This window comes from Candidatus Nucleicultrix amoebiphila FS5, from assembly GCF_002117145.1.
GTDB classification, from domain to species: domain Bacteria; phylum Pseudomonadota; class Alphaproteobacteria; order Caedimonadales; family Nucleicultricaceae; genus Nucleicultrix; species Nucleicultrix amoebiphila.
In genome coordinates this window covers 1,004,805-1,028,179 of sequence record NZ_CP008743.1, presented here as the reverse complement: position 1 = coordinate 1,028,179, position 23,375 = coordinate 1,004,805, and the positions used below count along the sequence as shown (strand labels likewise).

General features: G+C 40.0%; 25 protein-coding genes and 1 tRNA gene. 11 read left to right on the top strand and 15 right to left on the bottom strand.

Annotated elements, in window-relative coordinates:
• Position 1 precedes the first annotated feature (1 nt).
• From GQ61_RS04950 to GQ61_RS04925, 6 genes are read right to left on the bottom strand one after another with little or no spacing between them, the layout of a single operon-like run.
• Positions 2-661, bottom strand: coding sequence for a TraK domain-containing protein (locus GQ61_RS04950; RefSeq protein ID WP_198157272.1), 660 nt, complete (start codon positions 659-661; stop codon positions 2-4).
• The gene (locus GQ61_RS04945) at positions 654-1,211 is read right to left on the bottom strand and encodes a TraE/TraK family type IV conjugative transfer system protein (RefSeq protein WP_085784253.1); all 558 of its coding nucleotides are present in this window, start codon (positions 1,209-1,211) and stop codon (positions 654-656) included. The genes GQ61_RS04950 and GQ61_RS04945 overlap by 8 nt, the downstream gene beginning before the upstream one ends.
• Positions 1,208-1,507, bottom strand: coding sequence for a type IV conjugative transfer system protein TraL (gene traL / locus GQ61_RS09405; RefSeq protein WP_085784252.1), 300 nt, complete (start codon positions 1,505-1,507; stop codon positions 1,208-1,210). The genes GQ61_RS04945 and traL overlap by 4 nt, the downstream gene beginning before the upstream one ends.
• Complete coding sequence (locus tag GQ61_RS04935; RefSeq protein WP_085784251.1) at positions 1,507-1,809, bottom strand: hypothetical protein; 303 nt, start codon at positions 1,807-1,809, stop codon at positions 1,507-1,509. Before GQ61_RS04935 ends, traL begins: the two co-directional genes overlap by 1 nt.
• Positions 1,806-2,912, bottom strand: coding sequence for a hypothetical protein (locus tag GQ61_RS04930; protein WP_085784250.1), 1,107 nt, complete (start codon positions 2,910-2,912; stop codon positions 1,806-1,808). Before GQ61_RS04930 ends, GQ61_RS04935 begins: the two co-directional genes overlap by 4 nt.
• A 10-nt stretch (positions 2,913-2,922) precedes the next feature.
• Positions 2,923-3,141: a helix-turn-helix transcriptional regulator gene (locus GQ61_RS04925; RefSeq protein ID WP_085784249.1), complete on the bottom strand. Its 219-nt coding sequence runs from the start codon at positions 3,139-3,141 to the stop codon at positions 2,923-2,925.
• A gap of 515 nt (positions 3,142-3,656) precedes the next feature.
• Here GQ61_RS04925 and GQ61_RS04920 point away from each other — a divergent pair.
• Positions 3,657-4,559 carry a LysR family transcriptional regulator gene (locus GQ61_RS04920; RefSeq protein WP_085784248.1) on the top strand — a complete coding sequence of 301 codons (903 nt, stop codon included), beginning with the start codon at positions 3,657-3,659 and terminating at the stop codon, positions 4,557-4,559.
• Here the strand turns inward: GQ61_RS04920 and GQ61_RS04915 are convergent.
• The 3 genes from GQ61_RS04915 to GQ61_RS04905 all read right to left on the bottom strand — a co-directional run bounded on the left by GQ61_RS04915 (position 4,556) and on the right by GQ61_RS04905 (position 6,382).
• On the bottom strand, positions 4,556-5,140 hold the full coding sequence (locus tag GQ61_RS04915) for a 2OG-Fe(II) oxygenase (protein WP_085784247.1): 585 nt from the start codon (positions 5,138-5,140) through the stop codon (positions 4,556-4,558). The two genes, GQ61_RS04920 and GQ61_RS04915, sit on opposite strands and share 4 nt — an antisense overlap.
• On the bottom strand, positions 5,137-6,066 hold the full coding sequence (locus GQ61_RS04910; RefSeq protein ID WP_198157271.1) for a DMT family transporter: 930 nt from the start codon (positions 6,064-6,066) through the stop codon (positions 5,137-5,139). The genes GQ61_RS04915 and GQ61_RS04910 overlap by 4 nt, the downstream gene beginning before the upstream one ends.
• Positions 6,067-6,295: 229 nt before the next feature.
• Positions 6,296-6,382: transfer RNA gene (locus GQ61_RS04905), tRNA-Leu, on the bottom strand.
• Positions 6,383-6,610: 228 nt separating this feature from the next.
• Between GQ61_RS04905 and GQ61_RS04900 the strand changes: the two genes are divergently transcribed.
• Positions 6,611-7,552: a YdcF family protein gene (locus tag GQ61_RS04900; RefSeq protein WP_085784245.1), complete on the top strand. Its 942-nt coding sequence runs from the start codon at positions 6,611-6,613 to the stop codon at positions 7,550-7,552.
• A 27-nt stretch (positions 7,553-7,579) separates the two neighbouring features.
• Here GQ61_RS04900 and tssE read toward each other — a convergent pair whose 3' ends face one another.
• Genes tssE through tssC form a run of 3 tightly spaced genes read right to left on the bottom strand, consistent with a single transcriptional unit; the run spans position 7,580 to position 10,651 of the window.
• Complete coding sequence (tssE, locus tag GQ61_RS04895; RefSeq protein ID WP_085784244.1) at positions 7,580-8,098, bottom strand: type VI secretion system baseplate subunit TssE; 519 nt, start codon at positions 8,096-8,098, stop codon at positions 7,580-7,582.
• 8 nt (positions 8,099-8,106) lie between these two features.
• Positions 8,107-8,706, bottom strand: a complete 600-nt coding sequence (locus tag GQ61_RS04890) for a hypothetical protein (RefSeq protein ID WP_085784243.1) — start codon at positions 8,704-8,706, stop codon at positions 8,107-8,109.
• Between the two features lie 52 nt (positions 8,707-8,758).
• A complete protein-coding gene (gene tssC, locus GQ61_RS04885) occupies positions 8,759-10,651 on the bottom strand; it encodes a type VI secretion system contractile sheath large subunit (protein WP_085784242.1) in 1,893 nt (630 codons plus the stop codon).
• Positions 10,652-11,082: 431 nt separating this feature from the next.
• Between tssC and GQ61_RS04880 the strand changes: the two genes are divergently transcribed.
• Complete coding sequence (locus GQ61_RS04880; RefSeq protein ID WP_085784241.1) at positions 11,083-12,081, top strand: ABC transporter substrate-binding protein; 999 nt, start codon at positions 11,083-11,085, stop codon at positions 12,079-12,081.
• A 9-nt stretch (positions 12,082-12,090) separates the two neighbouring features.
• Here GQ61_RS04880 and GQ61_RS04875 read toward each other — a convergent pair whose 3' ends face one another.
• Both GQ61_RS04875 and GQ61_RS04870 read right to left on the bottom strand, forming a co-directional pair.
• Positions 12,091-12,711: a hypothetical protein gene (locus tag GQ61_RS04875; RefSeq protein WP_085784240.1), complete on the bottom strand. Its 621-nt coding sequence runs from the start codon at positions 12,709-12,711 to the stop codon at positions 12,091-12,093.
• Between the two features lie 15 nt (positions 12,712-12,726).
• Complete coding sequence (locus GQ61_RS04870; protein WP_085784239.1) at positions 12,727-13,242, bottom strand: GNAT family N-acetyltransferase; 516 nt, start codon at positions 13,240-13,242, stop codon at positions 12,727-12,729.
• 229 nt (positions 13,243-13,471) lie between these two features.
• Between GQ61_RS04870 and GQ61_RS04865 the strand changes: the two genes are divergently transcribed.
• From GQ61_RS04865 to der, 5 genes are all read left to right on the top strand, one after another.
• Positions 13,472-14,482 (top strand): ABC transporter substrate-binding protein, encoded by a 1,011-nt coding sequence (locus GQ61_RS04865; RefSeq protein ID WP_085784238.1) that lies wholly within the window; start codon positions 13,472-13,474, stop codon positions 14,480-14,482.
• A 93-nt stretch (positions 14,483-14,575) separates the two neighbouring features.
• Entirely contained in the window at positions 14,576-15,115 is a 540-nt protein-coding gene (locus GQ61_RS04860) for a hypothetical protein (protein ID WP_085784237.1), read from the top strand.
• 98 nt (positions 15,116-15,213) lie between these two features.
• A complete protein-coding gene (locus GQ61_RS04855; protein WP_085784236.1) occupies positions 15,214-15,861 on the top strand; it encodes a tetratricopeptide repeat protein in 648 nt (215 codons plus the stop codon).
• A gap of 13 nt (positions 15,862-15,874) precedes the next feature.
• Positions 15,875-17,200, top strand: a complete 1,326-nt coding sequence (locus tag GQ61_RS04850; protein ID WP_085784235.1) for an outer membrane protein assembly factor BamB family protein — start codon at positions 15,875-15,877, stop codon at positions 17,198-17,200.
• 20 nt (positions 17,201-17,220) lie between these two features.
• A complete protein-coding gene (der, locus tag GQ61_RS04845) occupies positions 17,221-18,552 on the top strand; it encodes a ribosome biogenesis GTPase Der (RefSeq protein ID WP_085784234.1) in 1,332 nt (443 codons plus the stop codon).
• Between the two features lie 8 nt (positions 18,553-18,560).
• Here the strand turns inward: der and GQ61_RS04840 are convergent, their stop codons facing one another.
• On the bottom strand, positions 18,561-19,214 hold the full coding sequence (locus GQ61_RS04840; RefSeq protein ID WP_085784233.1) for an SDR family NAD(P)-dependent oxidoreductase: 654 nt from the start codon (positions 19,212-19,214) through the stop codon (positions 18,561-18,563).
• Positions 19,215-19,319: 105 nt separating this feature from the next.
• Here GQ61_RS04840 and GQ61_RS04835 point away from each other — a divergent pair, with 105 nt between their 5' ends.
• The 3 genes from GQ61_RS04835 to GQ61_RS04825 all read left to right on the top strand — a co-directional run bounded on the left by GQ61_RS04835 (position 19,320) and on the right by GQ61_RS04825 (position 23,369).
• On the top strand, positions 19,320-21,482 hold the full coding sequence (locus tag GQ61_RS04835) for an ATP-binding protein (protein ID WP_085784232.1): 2,163 nt from the start codon (positions 19,320-19,322) through the stop codon (positions 21,480-21,482).
• Positions 21,483-21,547: 65 nt separating this feature from the next.
• On the top strand, positions 21,548-22,450 hold the full coding sequence (locus GQ61_RS04830; RefSeq protein WP_157111145.1) for a LysR family transcriptional regulator: 903 nt from the start codon (positions 21,548-21,550) through the stop codon (positions 22,448-22,450).
• Between the two features lie 88 nt (positions 22,451-22,538).
• Entirely contained in the window at positions 22,539-23,369 is an 831-nt protein-coding gene (locus tag GQ61_RS04825) for a universal stress protein (RefSeq protein WP_085784230.1), read from the top strand.
• Positions 23,370-23,375 lie beyond the last annotated feature (6 nt).

Sequence of the window (23,375 nt, the reverse complement as noted above, 5' to 3'; positions counted from 1 at the left end):
TTTAAGCTTTCTTCTTAGTGATGATAAATAAGTTAGTGGATTCGTGAGGGTTGAGACTCGATTGAGCAAAGAGAGCTGCTTCTCCTGAGTGTGTTAGGCGTTCAGGGTTCAACATTAACGCTTCAGAAGAAGAGGACGTCACTCGGTAAAGGGTCACCTCATAGAAATCTCGTCTCCAGGTTTTGAAAGGCACCGCCTCCAAGCTTTCTCCTCGGCGAACTTTTTTGAGACACTCAATGTGCTTGAAGCCTTGAGGAACAAACCCTTTGCTAAAATCAATGAGCCATCCCCTAATGTCTTCTTCAGTGACAGAAGGAAGGACTTCAGGAGAGACCAGAATAATAGGAGAAGATGCCATAGAAGCTGTGGAAAGCTCTAAGTCTTGGGTGAGGCCTGCTCTGGTAATGACGGTCAGAGAGAAAGGCTTTTTAATGCCTTCTCCTGCAATAAACACATGACCAGAACCATGGAGTTTAATGTATTCTTCCATATCTCCAGGGTAAGCAAAGATGTCTTGAATGATATCTTTATCGACGCTCACTCGGGTAAGTCCCTTATTAGAAATGGGAAGTTTTAAAACAGTTGAGGGGTCTATCTCATGGGCTGCGATTAAACATTCCGAAGAGAGTAGAGTTGTGAGAAGCATAAATTTTCTAAACATCGGATTTTTCCTCCAGGGTTTTAATGGCAATGACCCCATTGGATAAAAGGGTGTAGCCCAGGTGATAGGTTTTAGAGGTGACTACAGGGTTTCTGTCTTGGCCCAAATAGGCCATGAAGGTGCCTATCACGGTGATAACTTTAAGCGTGCGATCAATCTGGAAGTCTTTGGGATAAAATACCGTCGCCATCTGATTCCGTTTAATGTCTTTAGCGTTTTGGGTGAGTTTCTCATTGAGGAGAGTAGGTGATAGGCTGAACTCCAAGAACTTCTTATTCTGGTAATCGACGGTCTGAGGATTGACCGTCAATACTTCCCTTAACAAGGTGTTGGCCCAATCGATTAGGTAAGCATCGGAGAATTCCCCATTCTCAAGAACAAGAGGACGGTCCAAAGCATTCATGGGCACCATGACAATGCGCTCGTTTTTATTCATCACACAAAGACTCAATACAATGTTGGAGGACATGGCCAAGCCAAACGCAATGGAGAAAAAATTCCTCTGGCTCCAGAGGAAGTGGGCTTTTGAGAGCAGGAGTTCTGGCTTCATGACAGCCACCGCCTTTGGCTCGAATGGGGGAGCTTTTGTGAGTCCTTGGGCCCAATCCCAAACTTCCAATGTATCCAGCTCATGAAGCTGAAGCCTTTAATGGATTTCTTAAAGCGCTTCAGGGCCCAGACTCCTAAAATGCTGCTTAAGAACATCAGGCCTCTAACCCAGATGTTGGAATAAAAGACAGCGCCTATAAAACCTAAAAGGCCAAGGAAGATTTCGTCCTTGGTCAACCCCACAAGTCTTACTGGCTCAGAAAGATGTTGATAGAGGCGGTGTTCTTTAAGATTCATCACTGAGTCCTCAGAGTGAGAATTTTTGGATTGGGGTTTGTTTGATCGTTCAGTTCTTGGTCCAGTACTTGCTGCAATTCTTCCGAGAGAAACTGCAATAAGCGACCAAAAGACTTGATGCTGGAAAGGGCTGCTAGAACTTCTGCCTGAAACATGGGGTCTAAATCCATCAGATTTTTTTTCTTCTTTAATTTTAGAAGATTCAAATTCAAAAGCGTTTCCGCTTCAAACATCAAACCCAGCAAAAGCGCGCAGGATGCAATCGATTTTTTAATATTCCTGTTTGAAGATAGTGAGTTCATGGTAGTTTCTCCGATGTTGGTAAGACATTTGAAAGTTCTTCAGGCTGAACGAAAACTAAATCAAAAAACTCAATCTCCGATTCAACGGCTTTTAAGGAACTGAGAATATTTTGATAAAACTTCTGCGGTAGATAAGTGACGTAAAATTCTTTAGAAACTGAAAGTGTAGCACGGTTGCTTTTGACTTCTAAAACTCTTGTTCTTGTAAAGAAGTTCATAAAATCATGACAACCAATTTCTTGGATCAAATGATTTAAAAAGACCTTGGTGTTGGGATCATTTTTGATGCTGTGAATAACCTCTAAAGCATTCTGTTCGCTGTAGTGTTCTGTGAAAACTTTTTGTTTATAGTCCTCTCCATCAAAATTACCCTCGAATATCTTTTGGATGTTTTGAGGGTCCGTGGCCCAATCCAAGGTTACTTTCCATCCTTGCTTCCCTTTTCCCATCAGGAACGGACTCAATGCGATCCTGCTGCAATAGGCTGTCCAATTTTCTTCATTTGAAGCAAAGTGAGATTTTAATAATTTTTCGAGACGATAGGATCGTTTAGGTGTCAGATGGACTTTTCTGGATTTTTGCTCAATAACTTCATTCCAGAAATTGATCATTATTTCAGAAGAGGGCGCGCACCCCTCTGGGGTATTCTTTTGTGTAATCTCTGTAAGTATTCTCTGTTCTATATAATGATCTGTGCAATTTGACCCTTCCGAACGGGTCAAGTTGTTCTTCTCGATCGGGTCATTTTGACCTGATCGATCAGGTCTCTTCTCAACTGCTTGTAATTGCTCATAATTGATTGTGTACCACTTACGGTGGTTGAATTTATGATCACTCAACTTTTCGCTATAAATTATTTCCTGTTTTTCAAGGGACGTGATTGTTCTTTTGACAGTTTCTTTAGACCAAAAGGGGAATTGTTGTTGCCATTCATCATAAGAATTGTAAACCCAATGCCTCTCCTTAATAAGATTCTTATTATGGTTTGGATTTAGCCAATAATGCATCTGCTGCAAAATAATCGCTTCATTCAAGCCAACCTTCTTTGCAAGGGTTGGCAAAACTTGGAGTGGAGGCTCATCAATCAATAAGTTTGAAGCCATGGGTTTAACCTTAAAAATGCGCTGGTAGCGTTTTGAAAACGCTTTCTGACGTTGTGCGTCGTGTGTTTAACTCCTCAAATTGTTCAACATCGTCCAATCGATATAGAGATTGACGACCAATTTTAACGTGTTTTGGCCCTTGTCCGTTCCACCTCCATTGACTTAGAGTGATTGTTGATAAGTTCCAGCGTTTAGCTAATTCTTCTTGTGTTAGAAGTGGTGTTTCCATAGTTCCTCCTTATAATTTTTATCTTGGATAATAGTGAATGAAGAGCTGTAGACTATGGATACATATAGAAAATAGTATTCCTTCGATTCGAAAAGAGACGAATCAAACAGAAAACTGGCAAACTGGTATTTTTTTTGATATACTTTCATAGTCTACTAACACTAGACAAAGCCTCATTTTCATACTTCGCGGTTGGAATGAGGCTTTTTTATTAATATTATCTTCTTTTAATGTGTTCTTGGTATAAACTGAGCCCCAAAGGGATCAAGGGGATTTTAAAATGAGTCATTTGTCGTCTCCTTTTTATCAATTAATGAACTTGAGCTGAGAACGTGAATTGCAGCGATATATACGAAATGGCAGTTTGTAAGAGAGTTGTAAGAATTAAAGTTTTTGAGCTGCATTTTATCCCTGTAGCGTTTTTTATCATGTTTTTTATGAGCTTATTGGGGTATTTTGAAAATGTCAACAGCTGTTTACAATTCATCACTAACAAAAATGGATAAAATAGAAAAATGTCTATTGATATCGATAAACTAAGATCTTTTTATTTAGTGGGCTCTTTACAGTCCTTTGCTAAAGCAGCTGAGCATTTGGATCTTTCTCGATCAGGAGTGAGCAGACATATTAATGCGCTTGAATCTTTAATAGGAGTGAGGCTTTTAGATAGAGATACAACGAATGTAAAGCTTACGCCGGCGGGAAAACTGTTTTTAAAAAAGACTGAGAAAATCCTTCAAGAATATGAAAGTGGTCTACGAGAGCTAAACGAGATTGAACAAGGTTATACAAAAAAAATATCTTTTTTTGTGACGTCATCACTTCTTGCGACCTCATTTTTTAATGACATATCTGATTATTTAGATAAGAATCCAAAGTTGCGTTTAGATTTGAGTTCCACTGAAAAAATGGTTGATTTAAATTTAAGAGAAGCAGACGTAGCTATACAGCCTTTCGTTGATAATAGGTCTACAAATATCATTTACAAGACATTGATTCGATACCAAACGTTTTTATATGGAACGGAAAAGTATTTTTCAAAACATGGAAAACCTAAGACAATAGAGGATTTAAAGAATCACAAGCTTGTTGGATATAAAGAATCTTTTGCAAACAGTTATAGAGATTTAAACTGGCATTTATATCTATCAGATACCCCTTCAGTTCCCTTTATTGTAATAGATTCAGGCTTAGGAACAGTAAGAGCTATTCAAAGCGGGGTAGCCATTGGTCCCTTGTCTATTGAAGGTGCCCCATATTTTGAGAAGAACAAAGAATTTATTAAGCTCTTTCCTCAGCACGAAGGCCCTCCCATAGAGCTCTATTATGCTTATCCAGCAGAGCATGAGCATAAAGAGGATTTGGAAGAAATTTTTGCATTCTTACATAGTCGAATGAACCAAAAAAAAGCTGCTTAGAGTTCTGCAGCTTTCAAAAAATAAACGAGGGTTGTTCTTTTCCCAGAGATCACTTGATTGACAGCATGTGGTAAATAGCAATCTGTAATTAAAAAAGACATCTTTTTGGGTTTTATTGTTTTCAACACCTCTTTTGATTTTAAGGCGAACTCACCTCCCGTATAATCATCAGAAAGACATAGGATGACAGCATATTTGTAATCTTTGCTGTAGTCGCTATCTACATGCCATCCAATAACACTTCCTTGTTCCATGAGATGAACCTGACAACGAGAAATTGCAGGAGAGTTGAGGTTTGTAATTTGCTTCAAAAAATCTTGTATTTTATGTGAGAACGCTAATGAAAGAATTTTCGGGTGAGTGGCCTCAGCTTCTCCTTCTCTCAAAATAGCTTCTCCTTTTAGGGTATGCTGATCACCTGAATCTCCGGTCACAACAGCTTTATAGCACAGAGCAGAATAATCAGTAAGATCAATAAGTTTTTGCCATTCGTTTATACTCAAAGGAGTATGATTGGATTCTATACACACATACCCGTGCTCTTGAAGATGATGAGCATGGTTCAAAGTTTCTTGATTCATGCGAATCGTCCTTTGTTTAATTTTAGTGGATTTGTTTGAGGAATTTTAAAGAGGACGCCCCCCACTAAGATACACGTAATGCCGAGGAAAGAAGAAAGGGTGATTTTAAAGTCTTCAAACAGATAAGACAGAAAAATGGCTCCAATGGGCGTGAAGGTCCACAGGTAAGAGGTGTTCGTAGGTCCTACGCGTTTGATCAGTTCCATAATGAATACAAATATGACGGCTGACACTAGAACACCGAGGTACAACATAGGTAAGGTGTTCTGCAAGAGTGTAGCGCTATATGTGATGTAATCTTGATTGAGGAGACATAGGAGAGAGCCAAATCCTCCGGCATAGATCATTGAGTACTTGCAGAGTTTTAGGGAACTTAACCCCATTTCTCCCCCCAATCGTTTGGAAAGGAGATACCCGAGAGATGATAAGAGAGTGCTTAAAAAAGCCAAAACAATGCCATACAAAGCTTCAAGCGACAGGAATTGTAGCGCTAAAATATCTTTAAAAAACAACAAACTAATTCCTAAAAGTCCCAGCACGCACCCAGAGAGCGTCGGGGCCGTAATAGGCTTTTTGTAAAAAAACCTTTCTAAGATCATCGTTGGAATCACTATCAACGATAGGATCACAACAATCAGCCCACTGGGGATATAAAGGGCTGCTTTATAATTAAGATAGTAGTTGAGAAAGAAGGAAAGGAGGCCATTCGTAAAGAGCATTAAATGCAATTTATAATTGAGCTTTGGAGTGATGTCTTGGTTTGTAAAATAATCCCAAGCCATTAAAAAGAGCGCCCCTATACTAAACCTGACTGAAATAGCGAGAATCTCAGGGAGTTGTTTGACTTGCTCTGGCACAAGAATCCAACCGCTACTAGCAATGAGAAAGCTCATCAAGAAAAGCAGTGGCGTTGAAATCTTTTGCATTGTAAAACCCATATTCTCCCAAAAATTGGTTCTTAATGATTTGAAGACCTTCCTATGTGCTATGGATAATCAAGTTTTCTTGTAATTACAATGAGAAGTTAAAATTGCTTATTGGGAGGGATTAGTAGCCTATGGGAGGATTAGCTTAAATGGTGACAATTTGGTGACAATCATTTTTTAAGAATTGAATAAAAACTATTAAGGAGACATGAAGCCCCTTTGTTTTTAATGGTGCCCCCGGGGAGACTCGAACTCCCACATCCTCGCGGATAGCAGATTTTGAGTCTGCCGCGTCTACCAATTCCACCACAGGGGCAATATAGGCACGCATAATAAACATATAGCCTTGAACGTCAACCCCAACATTTGATAAAGATTTACAAAACAAAAAATAAAGTAATAGCTAATTCGCTTTTAACCAATGAGTGCGTTAGATATCGCACGCGCGTGCGAGCACGTGTCAACTATGTCCCACGCTACTCTGTTTTATGACATAGTATAAAAGAGAATTGGTGCAAAACAATGTGATGGAGTCTTTGCATATATGTTAAAAAGTATATTAGGAGCCTTATTTTTATTTCTGGGTTGTACAGTGTTTAATTCGTGTGTTGCCTATCCCCCCTTAGTTCTCGAAGGTAAAATAGTACCAGATTTTCAATCGTTGGCTGAATTTTTGTACGGTAAAGAAGGGTTGCCGCGCGATGCACGCAACCTCAAAGCTTGGAATGACTGGGCGCAAACCCATTTTCTGAGGCCCAGAAATAAAGACCATATGGATATTAAGGACCACCCAAAGGATCCTCGTCACAATAAACTTATGAAATACTTTGATAATCTTGGGTTGATCAATGCGGTGACGCCCTCAAAATCACAGTATCAAGCGATTGTTATTTTTGGGGGAGGACCTTGGAATAGTCGTGAACGTATGAACTATGTGCAAAAACTTTGGGAAGATGGCGTTCGAGCCGAACACATTGTTTATATTGGGGGGCATCGAAAGCTAAGTGAGAAAGAAACCCTTGCCCATGTTCTTAATGAAGTGAAGCCCTATATTCCAAATCGTTCAGGTTGGGTGGCTCCTCAAAAAGTTGATCTGTATGAAAATCAAGCAGCCAAAGTTGTTTGGGATCAAATTATTGTAGACGATACTTTAAGAAGTAAGCTTAAAATTCTTACGACACACCCAAAGCATGATCCCGTGACTGGTAATTTTATGCGTCGCGCCAATACAGAAGATACGATCATTGATTTCTTTAAAAAATATCCAAAAATAAAAGATGTGTTGTTTGTATCGAGCGCCCCCTATGGCCCCTATCAGAATGAAACGGTGATCAAAGTTTTGAAGGAAATGAAATTACATCATGTGACTGCTGAAACCGTTTCAGATGATTTACATATGGATGCGACTACCTTGGCATTTCTCGATACATTAGCGCGACGTTTATATACCATTTATCAGTATTCTAAGCAGCGCTCTCAAAAATAATGCAGCGTTTCCTTCTGCCAAAGAAATCTAAGAAGCAGCTTTTTCCTCATCTTTAACAATGAGATTCTCAAGGAGGATGGGGAAGCTGACCTTTTTTGAAAAAGATCCTAAGGTTATATCGCCGTCTAATCGGGCCTCAAGAGCAAGCGTATGGGGATTGATATCGATGATTTTGACCGAAACGTTCTTAAATCTGGGCTCAAAATGTTCGATGGTTTGAGCAATTTCTTCAGCCATGTTTTGACGACCTGCAAGACTGGACACCTCAAACCAAGAAAAATCACTTAACCCATAAAATTGAGGCAGAACATAATCAGATAAAGAATCATAGGTGGCTTCTTTGGCTTTATCTTTTGAAGAATGTCTTGTGTTGAGAATCATTGTTAGTTCATCTTCAAGGGATGCCTTGAGTCCTTCAAAATCGAGAAGAACATCATGGATGTTTTCACTTAAGGTCGTGGGATCATTATCCGTTAAACGATCAAAAAGGGGCGGATAAGCCCCTTTGATCTTTAAGGTTTTTTGTTTTAAAGGTCTCTTTGGCATCTAGTCCTTTATTGTAACTGCCCTGTTTCAGCATTGAAGGTTGTTGACGTGTTCCCCTTTGCTTTACCGTCTTTATCATAGGGCGTATGCGTTACTTGTATAATTCTTGGACGATAGAATATCACAACTTCATCATTGTCGTCTCTAGAAAGATCAACGCTTGAAAAGTACACATCTTTAATACTGTACTTCACAACAATCTTCCAAACACCATTGATGTTATCAAGTTCAACGATGTTAATTTCATTGATTTTATCGCCATTGATCAATTTTTTGCGATAGTCGGGATATTTCTCGTCGCGACGAATACGAATGTGTGGATCGCGAATGGTCACCATGGATGAAGATCGCAAGAGTCCACCAATGTTAGGGGTGGTTTCTTTGAAAAGACCGCCGTCATCATACCCTACAAGCGTGACATAGTTCTTTAAGTCAGCTGTTTGTGTAGAGTCTCCAACATTCGACTTTGTTAGATCGTCAATCTTCACCATTTTGTTTGGTGTTGATATGCCCTTACCAAACCCCTCGCTGCTGCCAACTTTAGAACGTGCATCTGCGAATTGTTTTTCGTCTCTGTGTATTTGTAACTTGTCTACAACGTCTGGCATTTATTCCTCCACTAATTTCAATTTTGTATTTTTTAAGTCCATAAGCCTTTCTCTATTTTGCTGCTGGCTTTGGTAAAGTTGCAACCAACCGAATCGAGGCAGTTAAATCTTCGAGTTGGAAGTGTGGTCTTAGGAAGATTGTTGCCCTGTAGCTTCCTGGCTTGCCAGGAATGTCAAATACATCTACGCGCGCTTCTCGAAGTGGAAACTGAGCTTTCACAGATTGAGGAGCTTCATCACTGAGTAAGACGTACATCGCGAGCCAGTTATGTAGGAATTTCTCAATCTCTACAGCTGACATAAAGCTACCAATCTTATCGCGCATCATAGTCTTAATATAATGAGCGAACCGTGAAGCACAGAGCATGTAGGATAAGCGTGCTGATAAAGCTGCGTTCGCATTAGCGTTATCCATGTCGTATAGCTTTGGCTTTTGTGTTGTTTGTGAGCCAAAGAAGGCAGCATAATCACGATTCTTACAGTGACAGAGGGCAATGAACCCAAGGTCGCTGAGTTCTTTCTCGCGACGATCTGTAATCGCAATTTCAGTTGGACACTTTAAAGCAACATCCCCATCCGTTGTTTTGAAGGTGTAGTAAGGAAGTTCTTCAACCAATCCACCGCCTTCAACACCTCGGATTGCTGCAGGCCATGAGTAATCGGTGACAGCATCCAAAATTTTGAGAGCCAAGAACCATGCAGGATTACCCCAACAGAACTTGGAGTTATCAACCCCATCCACATCTTCTTCGAAACTCAGTCCTTCAACGGGTTTGCCTTTTTCACCATAAGGCATACGCATGAGAACATGAGGCAACATAAGAGCGACATAACGAGAATCTTCTGTTTCACGGAAAGATTGCCATTTGCCCATTTCTGTTCCTTCAAAGATGATTGAAAGATCTCTTGGGTGCCCAAGCTCTGTATAGCTTTTTAAGCTAAAGCAACTTGAATTAGCGGCAGCTAAGAAAGGTGCATGAGCTGCTGCGGCGACTTGTGAAATTTTTGTGAGAAGCTCAACATCTTCGTTGCCGGGTCCGAATTCAAAATCTCCAAGAAGCACTGAATAGGGGGCACCACCAAAAGTACCGTATTCCTCTTCATAAATTTTCTTGAAGAGTTGGCTTTGGTCGAACTCTACCGCTGTCTCAAGGTCTCGCGTAATTTCAGTCTTGGTAATATTCATTAAGCGAATGAAAAGTTTTGAGCTGACATCTGAATTTGTAATAAGATGCCATAGGCCTCGCCATGAAGCTTCAAGTTTTTGAAAGTCAGGATAATGAATCACAACGTTGAGCTGAGTTGTAATTAACTCATCAATTTGTTGAATGCGCTGACTGATAAAGCCAATTGAGTCTTTTGCAGGATTTTCTGCTTTACCGAGTTGAGCAATGAACGTCTCAATCAGAGATTTACAATACTCAGGTGTTGAGTGTTCCTGCACCATCTCGGTTTTTTGAACAACATCATCGGACTTTAAGGAAGCGCCCTTGTCAGAGATGGATGCATCGAGGGTGTTCATCAAGGCGTCATTGACCTCAACTTTACCGAGCAAGTCTTTTAACTTTATCCTGTCATCATAGAGAGCTTTGAGAAGAGGAATATTCTTCACCACGCTGAGTGGTTCAAAATCGTCCATGGACAGGAAAGTCAAATCAATGCCCAAGTCTTTTGCTCCAGCACCTAGTAAATCAGGTACGAGAAAGTTTGCACGAGGTTGAATGGATTTCATGGTGTCATCAAAGGTGTCACCAGCAATCATAACAAATTTGCGTGCTTTGAGGGGGACTTTTGGCACAACAGAAGCACCCGATAGATCTGCGAGAATGCCAAGCACATATGGCAGCTCAAGTATTTCTTGTGCATCCCCTATTTCAACGTCATAGGTTATTTGCACTCTTGGTGGACGTACATGGTCCAGTTTATGTTGAATGCTCTCTCTCATTTTTACCCCCTCTTTCAAAGGTCTTATTTTTTACCGACTTCGTTCTACTTCTAATTAAATGCTATTTTTATTAAAAAGAGGTAAATATCGTAAAATTTTTCCAATGGTTTAGTGGAAAGCGTCTAAAATAAAGGTAAAATTTAATAAAATTATGCACGCATTTTTAAATAATCTTGTTAATAAATGATTAATTTAGCTATTTAAAAACTCTTTCTCCATGGTTTCTTCTCAAAAACTTAAGAGCTTGTTGAGGAAATTTTAACTATTGTAGAGACTTGGCAAAACTTGCGAACATCATTATCTTATGAGGGTGATTAACTTGAACAATGGAGCATACCGATGAAGAAGTTTTATTATTATGGTCGATACGGAAAGAACTCTGAAAAATTTAAAACCCCCAGTATCAACCATTTCGAAGAAAGTACTAAACCATGCGTAACCCTTTTAAAGAAGTTCCTCTAAAGTCTTTTATCCATCAGTTTTTTCTCGTCCTCTTACTTATTTTTAACCCTCAGTTTGTCTACGCTTCCGCTCAAAAAACGATCGCTATCACACAGATTGTTGAACATCCTTCTTTGGATGCAACCCGTCTTGGTTTGTTGAAGACCTTAGAAGAATCGGGCTTCAAAGAAGGCGACACACTAAGAGTGATCTATGAAAATGCCCAGGGCAATATCACAACGGCCGTACAAATTGCCCAAAAATTTATCGCCCTTAAACCGGACGTTATTATCGCCATTGCAACGCCTTCAGCGCAAACAATCGTTTCATCAATGAAGGACGAAAAAATCCCTGTCATTTTTGCCGCTGTTAGTGACCCTTTGGGCGCGCGCCTTATTAGTAATCTTGAAAAACCTGGCGGTAACGTTTCAGGCGTTACCGACGGACAGCCAATTAATGAGCAAGTACAGCTTATGAAAAGTATTTTACCTGAACTCAAAAGGATAGGGGTTCTTTATAATCCCGGTGAAATTAATTCGATCAGAATACTGGAACGCTTAAAAAAAGAAGTTTCTACGGATATTGTGATTGTTGAATTAGCGGCGAGTAAATCCCATGAAGTAAAAGAAGTGGCCCAAAAATTAGTCCAAGAAGTTGATGCTCTCTACATCCCTTTGGACAATACAATTGTTTCTGCTCTTCCTTCGGTTCTGAAAGTTGCACATAAAGCTAAGATCCCTGTGTTTTCCACTGATCCAGACTTGGTAAAACAAGGTGTGCTTGCTTCTATTGGATCTAATTACACGGATGTGGGAGAATTGACTGGAATGATGTGTGTTAAAGTTCTCCAAGGAGAAAATGTGGGTGATATGCCTGTGACCATGCCGAAGAAAAAGGCGCTCTATTTAAATCTTAAAACAGCGAAACATTTAGGGATTTCCTTTTCAGAGCAGCTTTTAAAAAAAGCGAAATATAAATTCCACTCATAGCGAGGGGGCTTAACGGCCCCTTTCTAATTGAACAACGTGTCGATAAGCTTTTCGACAAAGGGTTGTCATTTTTTTAAACGCTTTATTATCCTCTTTCTTTTTAAAAGAAGCAATTGAGTTACGCCATCTCAAATGACTGAGAAGCATTTCCTTAATCAAAATAAGACGATCAGCAGGGATGTGTTTTGTAAGTTCAGGATTCAAGGAGAGCGCCCGTGCAAAATGTTCTTCTTCATCTTTAAATGCATCGGTAAAAATGCTGATATCTGTCGTTATCAAATTTTTAAAAGCCAGAGATATTATTTGAGCTTCAGCTGAAAGAACACCCTTCTTTGATTTTTTAGGGGGAGGTGGTTCGTCTTTGGAGTCCAAATACTTTTCAAAAAGTGGGCAGAGTTGATCATGAAGCGTGACGTCATAGGAAAGGATGCTCTCGTCAATATCGGGGTACACTGTATATACAGAATCACCAAAGACTTGACCGATACGAAAATGAGATTTTTTTAAGAACAAGGAGAGCGACGCTTTATTTTGAGGGTTTATAATGGCTAAAAGTCCGCGATAATGGGTCTTTGCCGGCTCCTTAGAGCTTTGGGCGAGTAATTTTTGTTCTTGTAAATAGCGTGTCAATCCTAGGACCGCTTCTTATCCATAGCCCTGTCCACGGGAATCTTTGCCAAATTTAATCTCTATCGTTAGATATTTCTGTTCGTCTTGATGTTCCTTTTCAAAGTCATAGAGATCGATAAGTCCCAGGAGTTTTGGAGGAGGTATAGGATCTTGAGACTTTTTAAAAACACCAAAATAAATCTTAAAAGAACCTTCTGTTTGCTTGCGTGAGGTTTCTTTTGGATCTTGGATAATTGTCCACGGCTTCTCTAAAAGGCTTTCTTGTTGCGTAATAAGGGGGGTAAAGCGTAATGATTTAGATCTGCCATTATCCTCATCAGGAGTCAAAAGTTGTGCATAAGAAACTTCCTCTTCTGACTCAAGAGCTTTAACCATCTCAAGATGACGGAGTCGGATAGGTTGGAAAGTGGTTCGTTCTGTTTCAAAGGTCATGAAGTCTTCAAGCGTTTGAATTTTGCTGCCCTGGACATCCCAAGTTAAAGTCAGGAAAAAACATGAGACAAAAATTTTTTTAAAATAGGTCTTTAGCATTTTCATTATCCAAAAATTTAAATAGGACTAGGATTATAGAGTAGTTCAAAGTTTTTTTATGAAAAAACTTGACAAAAACTGACTTCATCCCCTCATAGTATAGAAGAAGGAAAAAAATCCTTCTTGAAATCATATAAACATAGGAGCTTACCATGCGTTCATTACGACTGCGACTGCGTCTAAATCAAACAATTTGTTCGTTTAACTCATTTAAAGAAAGATTTAGATCATGTCATACAATTTCAAACCGACGAAAACCGTAAAGATATTCATTTCACGTATTATTCCTACCTTTTTTCTTTTTTTCCCCTTCCATCTTCACTCTTCCGAAAATCAAAAAATAGTTGCCATTACTCAAATTGTGTCTCATCCAGCTGCTGATAAGACGCGTTTTGGTGTGATTGATGCCCTTAAGAAGGCAGGCTATGAAGAGGGTAAAAATCTTAAGATTCTTTATGAAAATCCTGAAGGTAATATGGCAACGGCCGTGCAAATTGCTCAAAAATTTGTAGGACTTAAGCCCGATGTCATCGTGCCGATCACAACCCCTTCGGCCCAAACCATTGTTTCTGCAGCCCGCGGTTCTATAATTCCAGTGGTATTCGCCTCTATCACGGATCCTGTGTTCGCAAAAATTGTGCCTTCTCTCAAAAAGCCGGGAGGTATGATTACGGGAGCTTCTGATTTCCCGCCCATTGAAGGTGACATTGCGCTTATGAAAGAAATCATGCCAGAAATAAAGCGCATCGGGATGATTAATAATCCGGGCGAAATTAATGCTGTCAAAATGATGGAGCTTACCCTTGAAGCAGCAAAGAAGCAGGGGATCGAAGTCGTGCATGTGGCAGCAGCTCAATCAAAGGATGTTCTTGATGCAACGAGAGCTTTGGTGGGTAAAAAAGTCGATGCTATCTTTATTTGCTTAGACAATACAGCGCTTTCAGCTATGGATGGCATTTTACAAATAGCTTTTCAAGCGGGAATCCCTGTCTTTTCTAGTGATCCTGATTCTGTGGATCAAGGCGTGCTCGCGTGTCTTAGTCATACTCAGTACCAAACAGGCTATTTAGCAGGTGAGATGATTGTGAGGATATTTGACGGCGAAAAACCCGGAGATATTTCAGTATCTCATCCTAAGGTAGCAGAACTTCATCTCAACCAAATAAGTGCTGATAAACTTAAAATTGAATTTCCAAAAAGCCTTATCAAGAAAGCAAAACGTATCATTAAGAACGCTTAACATAAGAAGCCCGGGGTTTATACCCGGGCTTCCTTTAGAAAAAATTAAGATTTCGTTTAGTATAACAGCTTAGAAATCAACAAGGAGGACAGGGTGCTTAAAAAGATTTTTATCGTTGTCGGTCTAACGTGGTCCGTTACCCTTTCAGCTAAGCCACCAAGCCTCGAATTTATCTTTAAGAGAGGTCTGCAACATTGCACGGGCTATTGTAATTCAGGAAAAATCAAATGCCAAAAGGGAGTTAATAAACAAGGTTATTATGATTGGTGTCTGAAAAATTGTTTGCACAAAGACAAAAAAGACCGCCAAAAATTTGTGGAAGGAATTTCTTCTTGTACACCACCAACTGTGACACCTCCTGTACCGCCCCCTGTCGTCAAAGAAGAATCGTCTGAAGAAATTGAGAAGAGGCTTGCTCAAAAGTATACGGATACTGAGAATAGTCAGGATGCTGCTTATAAAACGGCGGATGTTCTTCTGGAACTTTCGCGCAAGGGTGAGAAAGACCCAAGTTGGGAAGCGGTTAAAGCGATTTTATTTGAGAGAGAAAGAGCAAAGCCTGGGTATCTTAATTTTACGATGAATGCCGGTAAATACGCTTATGAAGGAATACTTTACGGATTTGATGAATAATTTAGCCTATCTGCAGGATGTAGACTAGGTTTTGAAAGAAAAATTTGCTTTAAGCTTCGCCTCGCGTTAATGTACGAGAAAATTTTGGAGCAAAGGCTATGAGTGAGATTCATGATCTTTTAGAAGAAGCCAAGCAAGACGCCCGTATTGAGCAGATTATCAAATTTTGGCGTGCCTATGGCAATCACATTATTGGTGCTATTTTGATAGCGCTGACGGTGACTTTTGGTTGGATTTATTGGGAGTATCGAACCGAACAAAAAAAAATAAGAGCCGCTAATCTATACGATCAAGTCATTACTTTCATGGACAAAGGGGAACATGAACTGGCTGACCAAGCATTGAAGGATCTTTTAAAAGAATCTTCTAATGGCTATGGCATTTTGGCTCAAATGAGGTTAGCCGGCGAAGATTATCAAAAAACCCACAAAATATCTGATTTTTACGAAAAAATTATCAATGACAAAAAGGTGGATGAGAAATTCAGAGATTTAGCTGTTATTGTTTTAAGTTTGCAGAGTATGGATCAAGATCAAGGTAAAATAAATCTAGAGCAACTACGCACGATTGCTGAAGGTAAAAGTCCATTTTCCGCCAATGCTCGAGAAATTATTGGCTTAGTTTATTTAAAAGAAGGGGATCCAAAAGCAGCCCTTCAGATTTTCAAGGATCTTAGCCAAGAGGAAGGTGTCACTGAAGGAATACGTCTCAGGGCGCGGGCCATGTTGGAGCAGTTTAATCGATAAGGATTCTTCAAGGATGAAGTATAATTTTTTTGGGACGCTTTCTATTTTAGCCCTTGGCCTCAGCGCCTTGGTTGTCTCAAGTTGTGATAAGAAGGACAAGGTGGTTATTGAGGGAAAACGTGAAACAATTTTTCTCAATCAAGAGATCTTGAAACCCGATGACAGTGCAAAAGACATTGAAATCAATTTCTCTAACGTTGAAGCAAATGAAAGTTGGCCTCAGGCCAGTGGTAATGCATCCCATAACATGTCTCCTGTGGAATTGGGAGAATCTTTAACGCTTGCTTGGGATGCCAATATAGGATCTGGGTCTGGGGGTGAAAATCGCCTTATTAATGGCCCTGTTTCTGCTGAAGGTCTTGTTTTTACGATTGATAGTGATGGTGTCATTCGTGCCAGTTCTCTTAAGGATGGTTCTCTCAAGTGGGAAGTGGACTCGAGGCCAGAGAATATAGCGAGCCAACCCTTTAGTGGAGGGCTGGCTTATGATACTGAAACCCTTTTTGTGGCAACTGCTTATGCAGAAGTTTTGGCTCTTAATCCAAAAACGGGCGCCATAAAATGGCGCAGTTCTGTAAATTCTCCAGTGCGTGCTGCACCATCTGTGAAAGACGGTCGTGTCTATGTTATTTCCATTAATAACCAACTTGATGTTTTAGAGAGTGAATCCGGTAAAATATTGTGGACCCATAACGGGATTATGGAGACAGCAGGTATTTTAGGAGGAGCCAATGTAGCAGTGCATAATGGCGTTGCCGTTGTTCCTTATTCATCGGGTGAAGTCTTCGCTCTAAGAGTTGATAATGGCTATCCCCTTTGGTCTGAAAGCTTAAGTTCATTGACGCGTGTCGACTCTGTATCATCCCTTGCTCATATTAAAGCGCGACCCGTTATTGATAATGGTAAAGTGTTCCTTATTAGTAATAGCGGGAAAGTTTCAGCCATTAATTTGAGTCGTGGACAGACTATGTGGAGTAAGGAAATTGGTGGAATTCGTAGTCCTGCCGTAAGTGACGGTCTTCTTTTCTTGGTGACAAACGAGAATGAGCTGGTTTGTTTAACTCAAGAAGAAGGTTTAGTTGTGTGGACAAAGACTTTGCCGCGTTTTCTAGACGTTGAAAAATCTGAAGGCAAGGTGCTTTGGGCTGGTCCAATCCTTGCTTCTGAGAATCGTCTTGTCTTGGCAGGCTCAAACGGCAAAGCCTTAATTTTATCAGCTAAAACCGGTGAAGAAGTAGCAAAATTAGAGCTCCCAGGTCAGACACTTATTTCTCCCATCATTGTTGATAAGACATTGTTGTTCTTAACGGATGATGCAGTGCTTGCCGCTTATCGTTAAATAAGTTCATTTAGAGTAATATGAAACGCATTCTTATTATTGGCCGTCCGAACGTCGGAAAGTCGACTCTTTTTAATCGATTGAGTGGTAAAGCGATGGCTATTGTTCACGACCTACCGGGGGTGACACGCGATTGGCGTGAGAGTAATGCCCAGCTTGGTGACCTTCGTTTTAAACTTATTGATACTGCCGGTCTTGAAGGCTTTGAAGACTCTGAAATTAAGAGTCAGATCAAAAAGCAAAATCAACAGCTGCTTTCTTTAGTTGATGGTGTTCTTTTTATGGTTGATGCTCAAGATGGCGTGTTGTCTAGTGATATTGAACTGGCAAAACAGTTACGACCCTTTAAAGATAAAGTTATTTTAGTTGCGAATAAGGCTGAAAGCAAAAAGACGGATGGCGTTTTATTGGATTTTTTTCGTTTAGGCTTTGAAGAAGCTACGCCAATTTCTGCTGCCCATGGAGATGGTCTACAGAATCTCTATGAAGCTCTTCAGGAATTGCTTGGCGAGACAGTCAGTGAACATACTAAATCAGAACAAGGAGCACCTCTTCATTTAGCTTTTGTAGGGCGTCCTAATGCGGGGAAATCCACCTTGATCAATAGTCTTATAGGTGAAGATCGTCTTTTAACAGGTGAACAACCTGGTATTACGCGAGATGCAGTCGCAATCGATTGGACTTATAAAAGAAGGGCAATTCGCCTTTTTGACACTGCAGGTATGCGCAAACGTGGAAAGGTTGATGAAGATTTAGAACAGTTGTCTATTCGTGAATCTTTGAAAGCAATCCGGTTTGCTCAAGTTGTGGTTCTTGTGGTTGACGCTGAAACACCTTTGGAAAAGCAAGACTTAACAATAGCCTCTTATGTAGTTGAAGAAGGTCGCGCGTTGGTTGTTGCTGTAAATAAATGGGACAAATCCTCTCGCCAGTCTTTAGAAGAAATTCAAGCGCGCTTAGAAGAAGTCCTTCCTCAAGTGAAAGGGGTTTTTTGTGTCCCTATCTCTGCAACGCTCGGTCAGAAACTCGACGTTTTGATGAATAAAGTTCTGGAGAGTTATGATCTGTGGGACTCTCGCTTGCCAACGGGTGCTCTGAATCGTTGGCTAGAAGAAGCTCTGGAGAGACATCCGCCCCCCGTTTCAGGTCTGAATCGCATTCGCATTAAATACATGACCCAAATAAAGTCTCGACCTCCAACTTTTACGTTGTTTGTTACCAAACCTGTCGAACTGCCAAAAAGTTATGTGCAATATTTGTCTAATAGCTTACGTCAGACTTTCAAGTTGCCTGGTATTCCTTTGCGTTTTCTTATTCGCAAAACCAAAAACCCTTATGCAGGTAAAAAATAGTTTTTTCTTTAAGATGCCATCGCTTCAACAAACATGTCTGTCACTGTGTCTGGGGAAGCAATTTTTGAAGGATCTTCACCGGGAAAGGCTTGTGCTCTCAGATTTGTGCGTAGGGGACCAGGGTTAATAAGATTTACCTTGATTTTTGAATGCTCCATTTCTTTAGAGTAGGCTTTGATCATGGTATTGAGGCCCGATTTGCTTGTGGCATAAGCTCCCCAATAGGCTGTTTCTTCTGGGAGATCCGTCGCAAAACAGATACGTCCCCCCGTAGATTTTAAAAGAAGAGGCTCAAGAGCTCTTAAGAGATGCCAATTGGCATGGAGATTGGTTTGTAGGACTTGTTGCCATAGAGCAGGAGTCAGGTGGGTCAGGGGTGTGAGACTTCCTAGAGTTGCCGCTAAGCCAAGAAGACCATCAATATAGCCAAATCTTTTGCCGATGGAAGCAGCCATCTCATAAATTCCTTCAGTGTTTTTAAGATCAAGGGGAATCAGGAGGGCATTTTTACTGAGGCAATCATCAAGGTCTTCAAGGGATTTTGTTTTTCTGCCAATTAAAATTAATTCTGCACCTTCTGCATCAAATTTTTTAGCAACAGATTGACCCAAGCCACCGGTTGCCCCTGTAATAATTATTTTTCTACCTTTTAAACGGCCCATCGTTTACCTTTGTTTACTAAATATTTACTCAGCTTTTATAAGCAAGTATGTATCTATTATCAGATATAAGAATAAAATAATATCTCTTGAGATATTGGGGAGAAAATGAATAATCAGGTCTTATTGAACCGAGTGATTCTACCAACTCTGTATAGTGCTTTGGTCGTGGCTCTTACAGGCGGCGTTATTGTCTACTTTTTTCCAAAAACGTCTCTGACTCTTTTTCTCTGTTTAGTGACTGTGTCGTTGCTTCTGTTTACGGGGCTTGTCCATCTTTATTTTCATAGACCTTCCTATCGGGGTAAGCATTATAGAAATATTATTGAGGGCTTTGGAGATCCAAACAGAATTTATCTTTTGACGGATAAATATCACAACGTGATCTTTGCAAGTCAGGCTGTTCAGAAGTTGTTTCCTGATATTTTGGCCAAAGGGATTTCGACGTTTGAAGACAACATTGATGGGGAGGATTCTCTCAAAAACTATAAAACCCTTTTGGTGAATGCTGGAAAGGATAAAAATAAGCTAACGTATAACTTAAGATTCAAAACGCGATATTTACAGTTCTCTCTCTATGAATTCTTAGGAGAAAATGTTTTCTTTTGGCGAATTGAAAATTTATTGCCAGAGAGAACCAATGACTCTTTCCTGAAAGGAAATGAATTTATTGATCGCTTGAATGTAGAAGACATATTGGATTATGGCCCTGCAGGCTTGGTCATCGTCGACGATAAGTTGTTGGTGAAGGGATACAATAGAATTTTTAAGGAAAGTTTTTTAAAGGCCCAACCGTTACAGATTGAGACGCCCTTGGCTTCGCTGTTACCTCAAGAAAAGCAGATATCTTTTAATCAAGTCCTTACCAAAGTCATTGACGAAACTGCTGAGCATGCCCATTTAGAAGTTCAATTTTCATGGGAAGAAGAAGCGTCAGCGATTATTTATGCGAGCTTAATTAAGCAAGCATCTCTGCCCACAAAGGGTTTGTTTATTCAGTTTTTTGATAATTATGAGCAAAAACAATTACAACTTCAATTGATGCAGTCTCAAAAGCTACAAGCCTTAGGGCAGTTAGCAGGCGGCATTGCCCATGACTTCAATAACCTTTTGACAGCGATGATAGGTTTTTGTGATCTACTGCTTTCGCGGCACTTTCCGGGAGATCAATCCTTTACGGATATTATGCAGATTAAGCAAAATGCTAATCGTGCAGCAAACCTTGTGCGTCAACTCTTAGCATTTTCTCGTCAACAAGCCTTACAACCAAAGGTTTTGGACATTTCTGATACACTCTCAAACCTTTCTGTCTTATTGCAGCGTCTTATTGGAGTATCCATTAGCCTTAGAATTGTTCATGGACGAGATCTTGGTCTTGTGAGAGTGGATCAGGGACAATTTGAAAGAGTGATCATCAATCTTATTGTTAATGCCCGCGATGCTATCAAAGAAAATGGTGAAATTGCCGTTTGCACAAGCAATAAGCATTTGGACCATCCTCTGCAATCGGGACATGAAGTAATTCCCAAAGGGGATTATGTGGTCGTGGAAGTCATTGATAATGGTGATGGAATAAGCCCAGAACATGTTAATAAAGTTTTTGATCCGTTCTTTTCCACAAAGGAAATGGGATCAGGAACAGGTCTTGGTCTCTCAACTGTTTACGGTATTATTAAACAAACAGATGGGTATATTTTTGCAGAATCAGAACCAGGAAAAGGTACAAAATTTACAATTTACTTGCCTCGTTATAGTGAGACAGTTGAGAAAGTAACATCAACGAATATGGATCCTGAGCTTCCCACCCAGTTTCATCGTGATCTAACGGGCGCAGGAACAATTTTATTGGTAGAAGATGAAGATGCGGTCAGGCTCTTTTCTTCGCGCGCTCTTCGCGATAAAGGGTATGAAATTATCGAAGCGAGTACAGGAGAGGAAGGCCTGAGTATTCTTCAGGAACATAAAAAGAGTAAATCTCTTAATATCGATTTGATGATCACTGATATTGTCATGCCTAATATGGATGGTCCTACGTTGGCTAACAAGGCCCTCTCTCTTTATCCTAACCTTAAAATCATTTTTATTTCAGGCTATGCAGAAGACTCTTTCCGTAAAAAACTGCGTCAAGAAGGGGATATTCATTTTCTTGCAAAACCTTTTAACCTAAAAGATCTTGCTAAGAAGGTGAAAGAAGTTATGGAATTGAAAGATGATGATTCTGAAGACAGGGGAAAACTCTTAAAGAAAGCGGCTTCTGACAGTCCTTCTTGATTAATGTAACATTTTTGTTGACAAATATCCCTCAGGATTTCTATGATCAGCGCTGGGGGGGATCCATGAATAGATCCATGGACTGGAATAAAATTAATATTTTTTACCGTGTGGCTCAAGCTGGGAGTTTTACTCATGCTGCCCAATCAATGCGCGTTAATCAATCAAGTTTAAGCCGTCAAATTATCGATTTAGAGAGGACATTTAATACAAGGCTTTTTGAACGTAAACGACGAGGCGTTTTGCTTACGAAACAAGGGAACGAACTCTATCGTTTTGCTCACAAAACTTTTCAAGAAGGAGAGCGCTTACGTCATTTTTTAACGAACAAAAATTATGATTTATGTGGATCGCTCGATATCATGGTCGCGAAAACCTGGACAAGTCCATGGCTCATAAAAACCTTGGAGCCTTTTATGCGTGATTATCCTGAGGTGAACATTAATATCATTGAAGACGATGAACCATTCGATAGCAATCGATTCGACGTTTTGATAGGACCTCAAGAACAAGCGCCTTACCAATGTTTGCAAAGTTATATTCGCAGCTTTGAAGTCAAATTGTTTTCTTCAAAAGAGTACCTTGCTGAACACGGAACACCGCAATCAATTCATGATCTGAAGGATCATCGGTTGATTAGCAATTCAGCGAATCTATCCCGTGTTAATGATGACTATGAGGGAGGTCTTTTAAAGAGACAAAAAAAGTCTATGAAATCTCATTATCCTCCTATGATTATGAGTTCTGCTGAGGGTATTCTTTGTGCTCTGCGCGAAAATATGGGGATTGCTTTTCTGCGAGAAGATCAGGTTGAGGAGGCTAAAGACTCTCTCGTAGAGATTAATTTAGAATTAGATAATCCAACAAAGATTCCACTTTACATGAATTTTCCTATTCATTTGTTGGGAGTTGAAAAGATTTTAAAACTTAGGAACTATATAAAAAAGCCATTTTCTCCTAATAATTAAGACATTTTAAAATCATCTCTTTGACGATAGATAAAGATTCTCTATAATTTATCCTAAGAGATCAAAAAAAATTGTAACGGAGGTTAATGTGCTGAAATCAATTATGCTCGTCGTTGACGGTTCAAATGCGGGAGTGGCAGCGCAAAATCTTGCCGTTAAGATTGCTAAAGAGAAGAAGGCCCAGATTACTGGCATAGGCGTTCTTGATATTACTTGGATCGTGGAGCCTCTCCCAGAACCCTTTGTGGGCACTGCTTATTCTGTCTATGGAGCAGAAGAAATTGAAGTAGAACATAGGCATGTATCAGAGGCTCTTAAAAAATTTGCAAAAAAATGTAGCGATGCTGAAGTAGCCTTTCGTTACGTTGAGGAAAAAGGATCTCCCGCTCGAATCATTGAAGATCTATCCCATCGACATGATTTGATTGTTATTGGTCAAACAACTGAATTTCACTTTGAGTTAGAAAAGGCTAATGACTTAACTGTTAAACAGGTAGCGCGTGATAATCCACGACCTTTGTTGGTTGTTCCTGAGCATGCATCTAAAGGAGATCGTATCTTGGTTGCTTATGATGGGAGTCTACAAGCAGCCCGTTCTTTGCATATGTTTCTTCTTTTGGGGCTCGGTTTAGGGAAAGCTGTTGATATTGTGACAATCCATAAAAAAGTTGAAAAAGCCACTGAAATTGCGCAGGCTGCCTATGACATTTGTCTAAAACATGGGCTAAAAAGTACTGTTCATGCCATTGATGATGGACGATCACCCGCCGAGATTATTTTAGAGAAAATCGATGAATTCAAATCGGGGACTATTGTGATGGGCGCCTTTAGTCATCCAACGATTCGCGAGGTTCTCTTTGGCTCAAGTACGCTTGACTTGATTGAACGTTGTCCGATTCCCTTATTCATCCATCACTAAAATAAA

Coding starts and splice junctions, on each gene's coding strand:
- tssC (WP_085784242.1), bottom strand. CDS start 10,651: ATGAGAGAGAGCATTCAACATAAACTGGACCATGTACGTCCACCAAGA.
- GQ61_RS04855 (WP_085784236.1), top strand. CDS start 15,214: ATGAGTGAGATTCATGATCTTTTAGAAGAAGCCAAGCAAGACGCCCGT.
- GQ61_RS04920 (WP_085784248.1), top strand. CDS start 3,657: ATGTCTATTGATATCGATAAACTAAGATCTTTTTATTTAGTGGGCTCT.
- GQ61_RS04900 (WP_085784245.1), top strand. CDS start 6,611: ATGTTAAAAAGTATATTAGGAGCCTTATTTTTATTTCTGGGTTGTACA.
- GQ61_RS04945 (WP_085784253.1), bottom strand. CDS start 1,211: ATGAAGCCAGAACTCCTGCTCTCAAAAGCCCACTTCCTCTGGAGCCAG.
- GQ61_RS04870 (WP_085784239.1), bottom strand. CDS start 13,242: ATGCTAAAGACCTATTTTAAAAAAATTTTTGTCTCATGTTTTTTCCTG.
- GQ61_RS04850 (WP_085784235.1), top strand. CDS start 15,875: ATGAAGTATAATTTTTTTGGGACGCTTTCTATTTTAGCCCTTGGCCTC.
- GQ61_RS04880 (WP_085784241.1), top strand. CDS start 11,083: ATGCGTAACCCTTTTAAAGAAGTTCCTCTAAAGTCTTTTATCCATCAG.
- GQ61_RS04835 (WP_085784232.1), top strand. CDS start 19,320: ATGAATAATCAGGTCTTATTGAACCGAGTGATTCTACCAACTCTGTAT.
- GQ61_RS04915 (WP_085784247.1), bottom strand. CDS start 5,140: ATGAATCAAGAAACTTTGAACCATGCTCATCATCTTCAAGAGCACGGG.
- tssE (WP_085784244.1), bottom strand. CDS start 8,098: ATGCCAAAGAGACCTTTAAAACAAAAAACCTTAAAGATCAAAGGGGCT.
- GQ61_RS04865 (WP_085784238.1), top strand. CDS start 13,472: ATGTCATACAATTTCAAACCGACGAAAACCGTAAAGATATTCATTTCA.
- GQ61_RS04830 (WP_157111145.1), top strand. CDS start 21,548: ATGAATAGATCCATGGACTGGAATAAAATTAATATTTTTTACCGTGTG.
- GQ61_RS04950 (WP_198157272.1), bottom strand. CDS start 661: ATGTTTAGAAAATTTATGCTTCTCACAACTCTACTCTCTTCGGAATGT.
- GQ61_RS04925 (WP_085784249.1), bottom strand. CDS start 3,141: ATGGAAACACCACTTCTAACACAAGAAGAATTAGCTAAACGCTGGAAC.
- der (WP_085784234.1), top strand. CDS start 17,221: ATGAAACGCATTCTTATTATTGGCCGTCCGAACGTCGGAAAGTCGACT.
- GQ61_RS04840 (WP_085784233.1), bottom strand. CDS start 19,214: ATGGGCCGTTTAAAAGGTAGAAAAATAATTATTACAGGGGCAACCGGT.
- GQ61_RS04930 (WP_085784250.1), bottom strand. CDS start 2,912: ATGGCTTCAAACTTATTGATTGATGAGCCTCCACTCCAAGTTTTGCCA.
- GQ61_RS04910 (WP_198157271.1), bottom strand. CDS start 6,066: ATGCAAAAGATTTCAACGCCACTGCTTTTCTTGATGAGCTTTCTCATT.
- GQ61_RS04935 (WP_085784251.1), bottom strand. CDS start 1,809: ATGAACTCACTATCTTCAAACAGGAATATTAAAAAATCGATTGCATCC.
- GQ61_RS04890 (WP_085784243.1), bottom strand. CDS start 8,706: ATGCCAGACGTTGTAGACAAGTTACAAATACACAGAGACGAAAAACAA.
- traL (WP_085784252.1), bottom strand. CDS start 1,507: ATGAATCTTAAAGAACACCGCCTCTATCAACATCTTTCTGAGCCAGTA.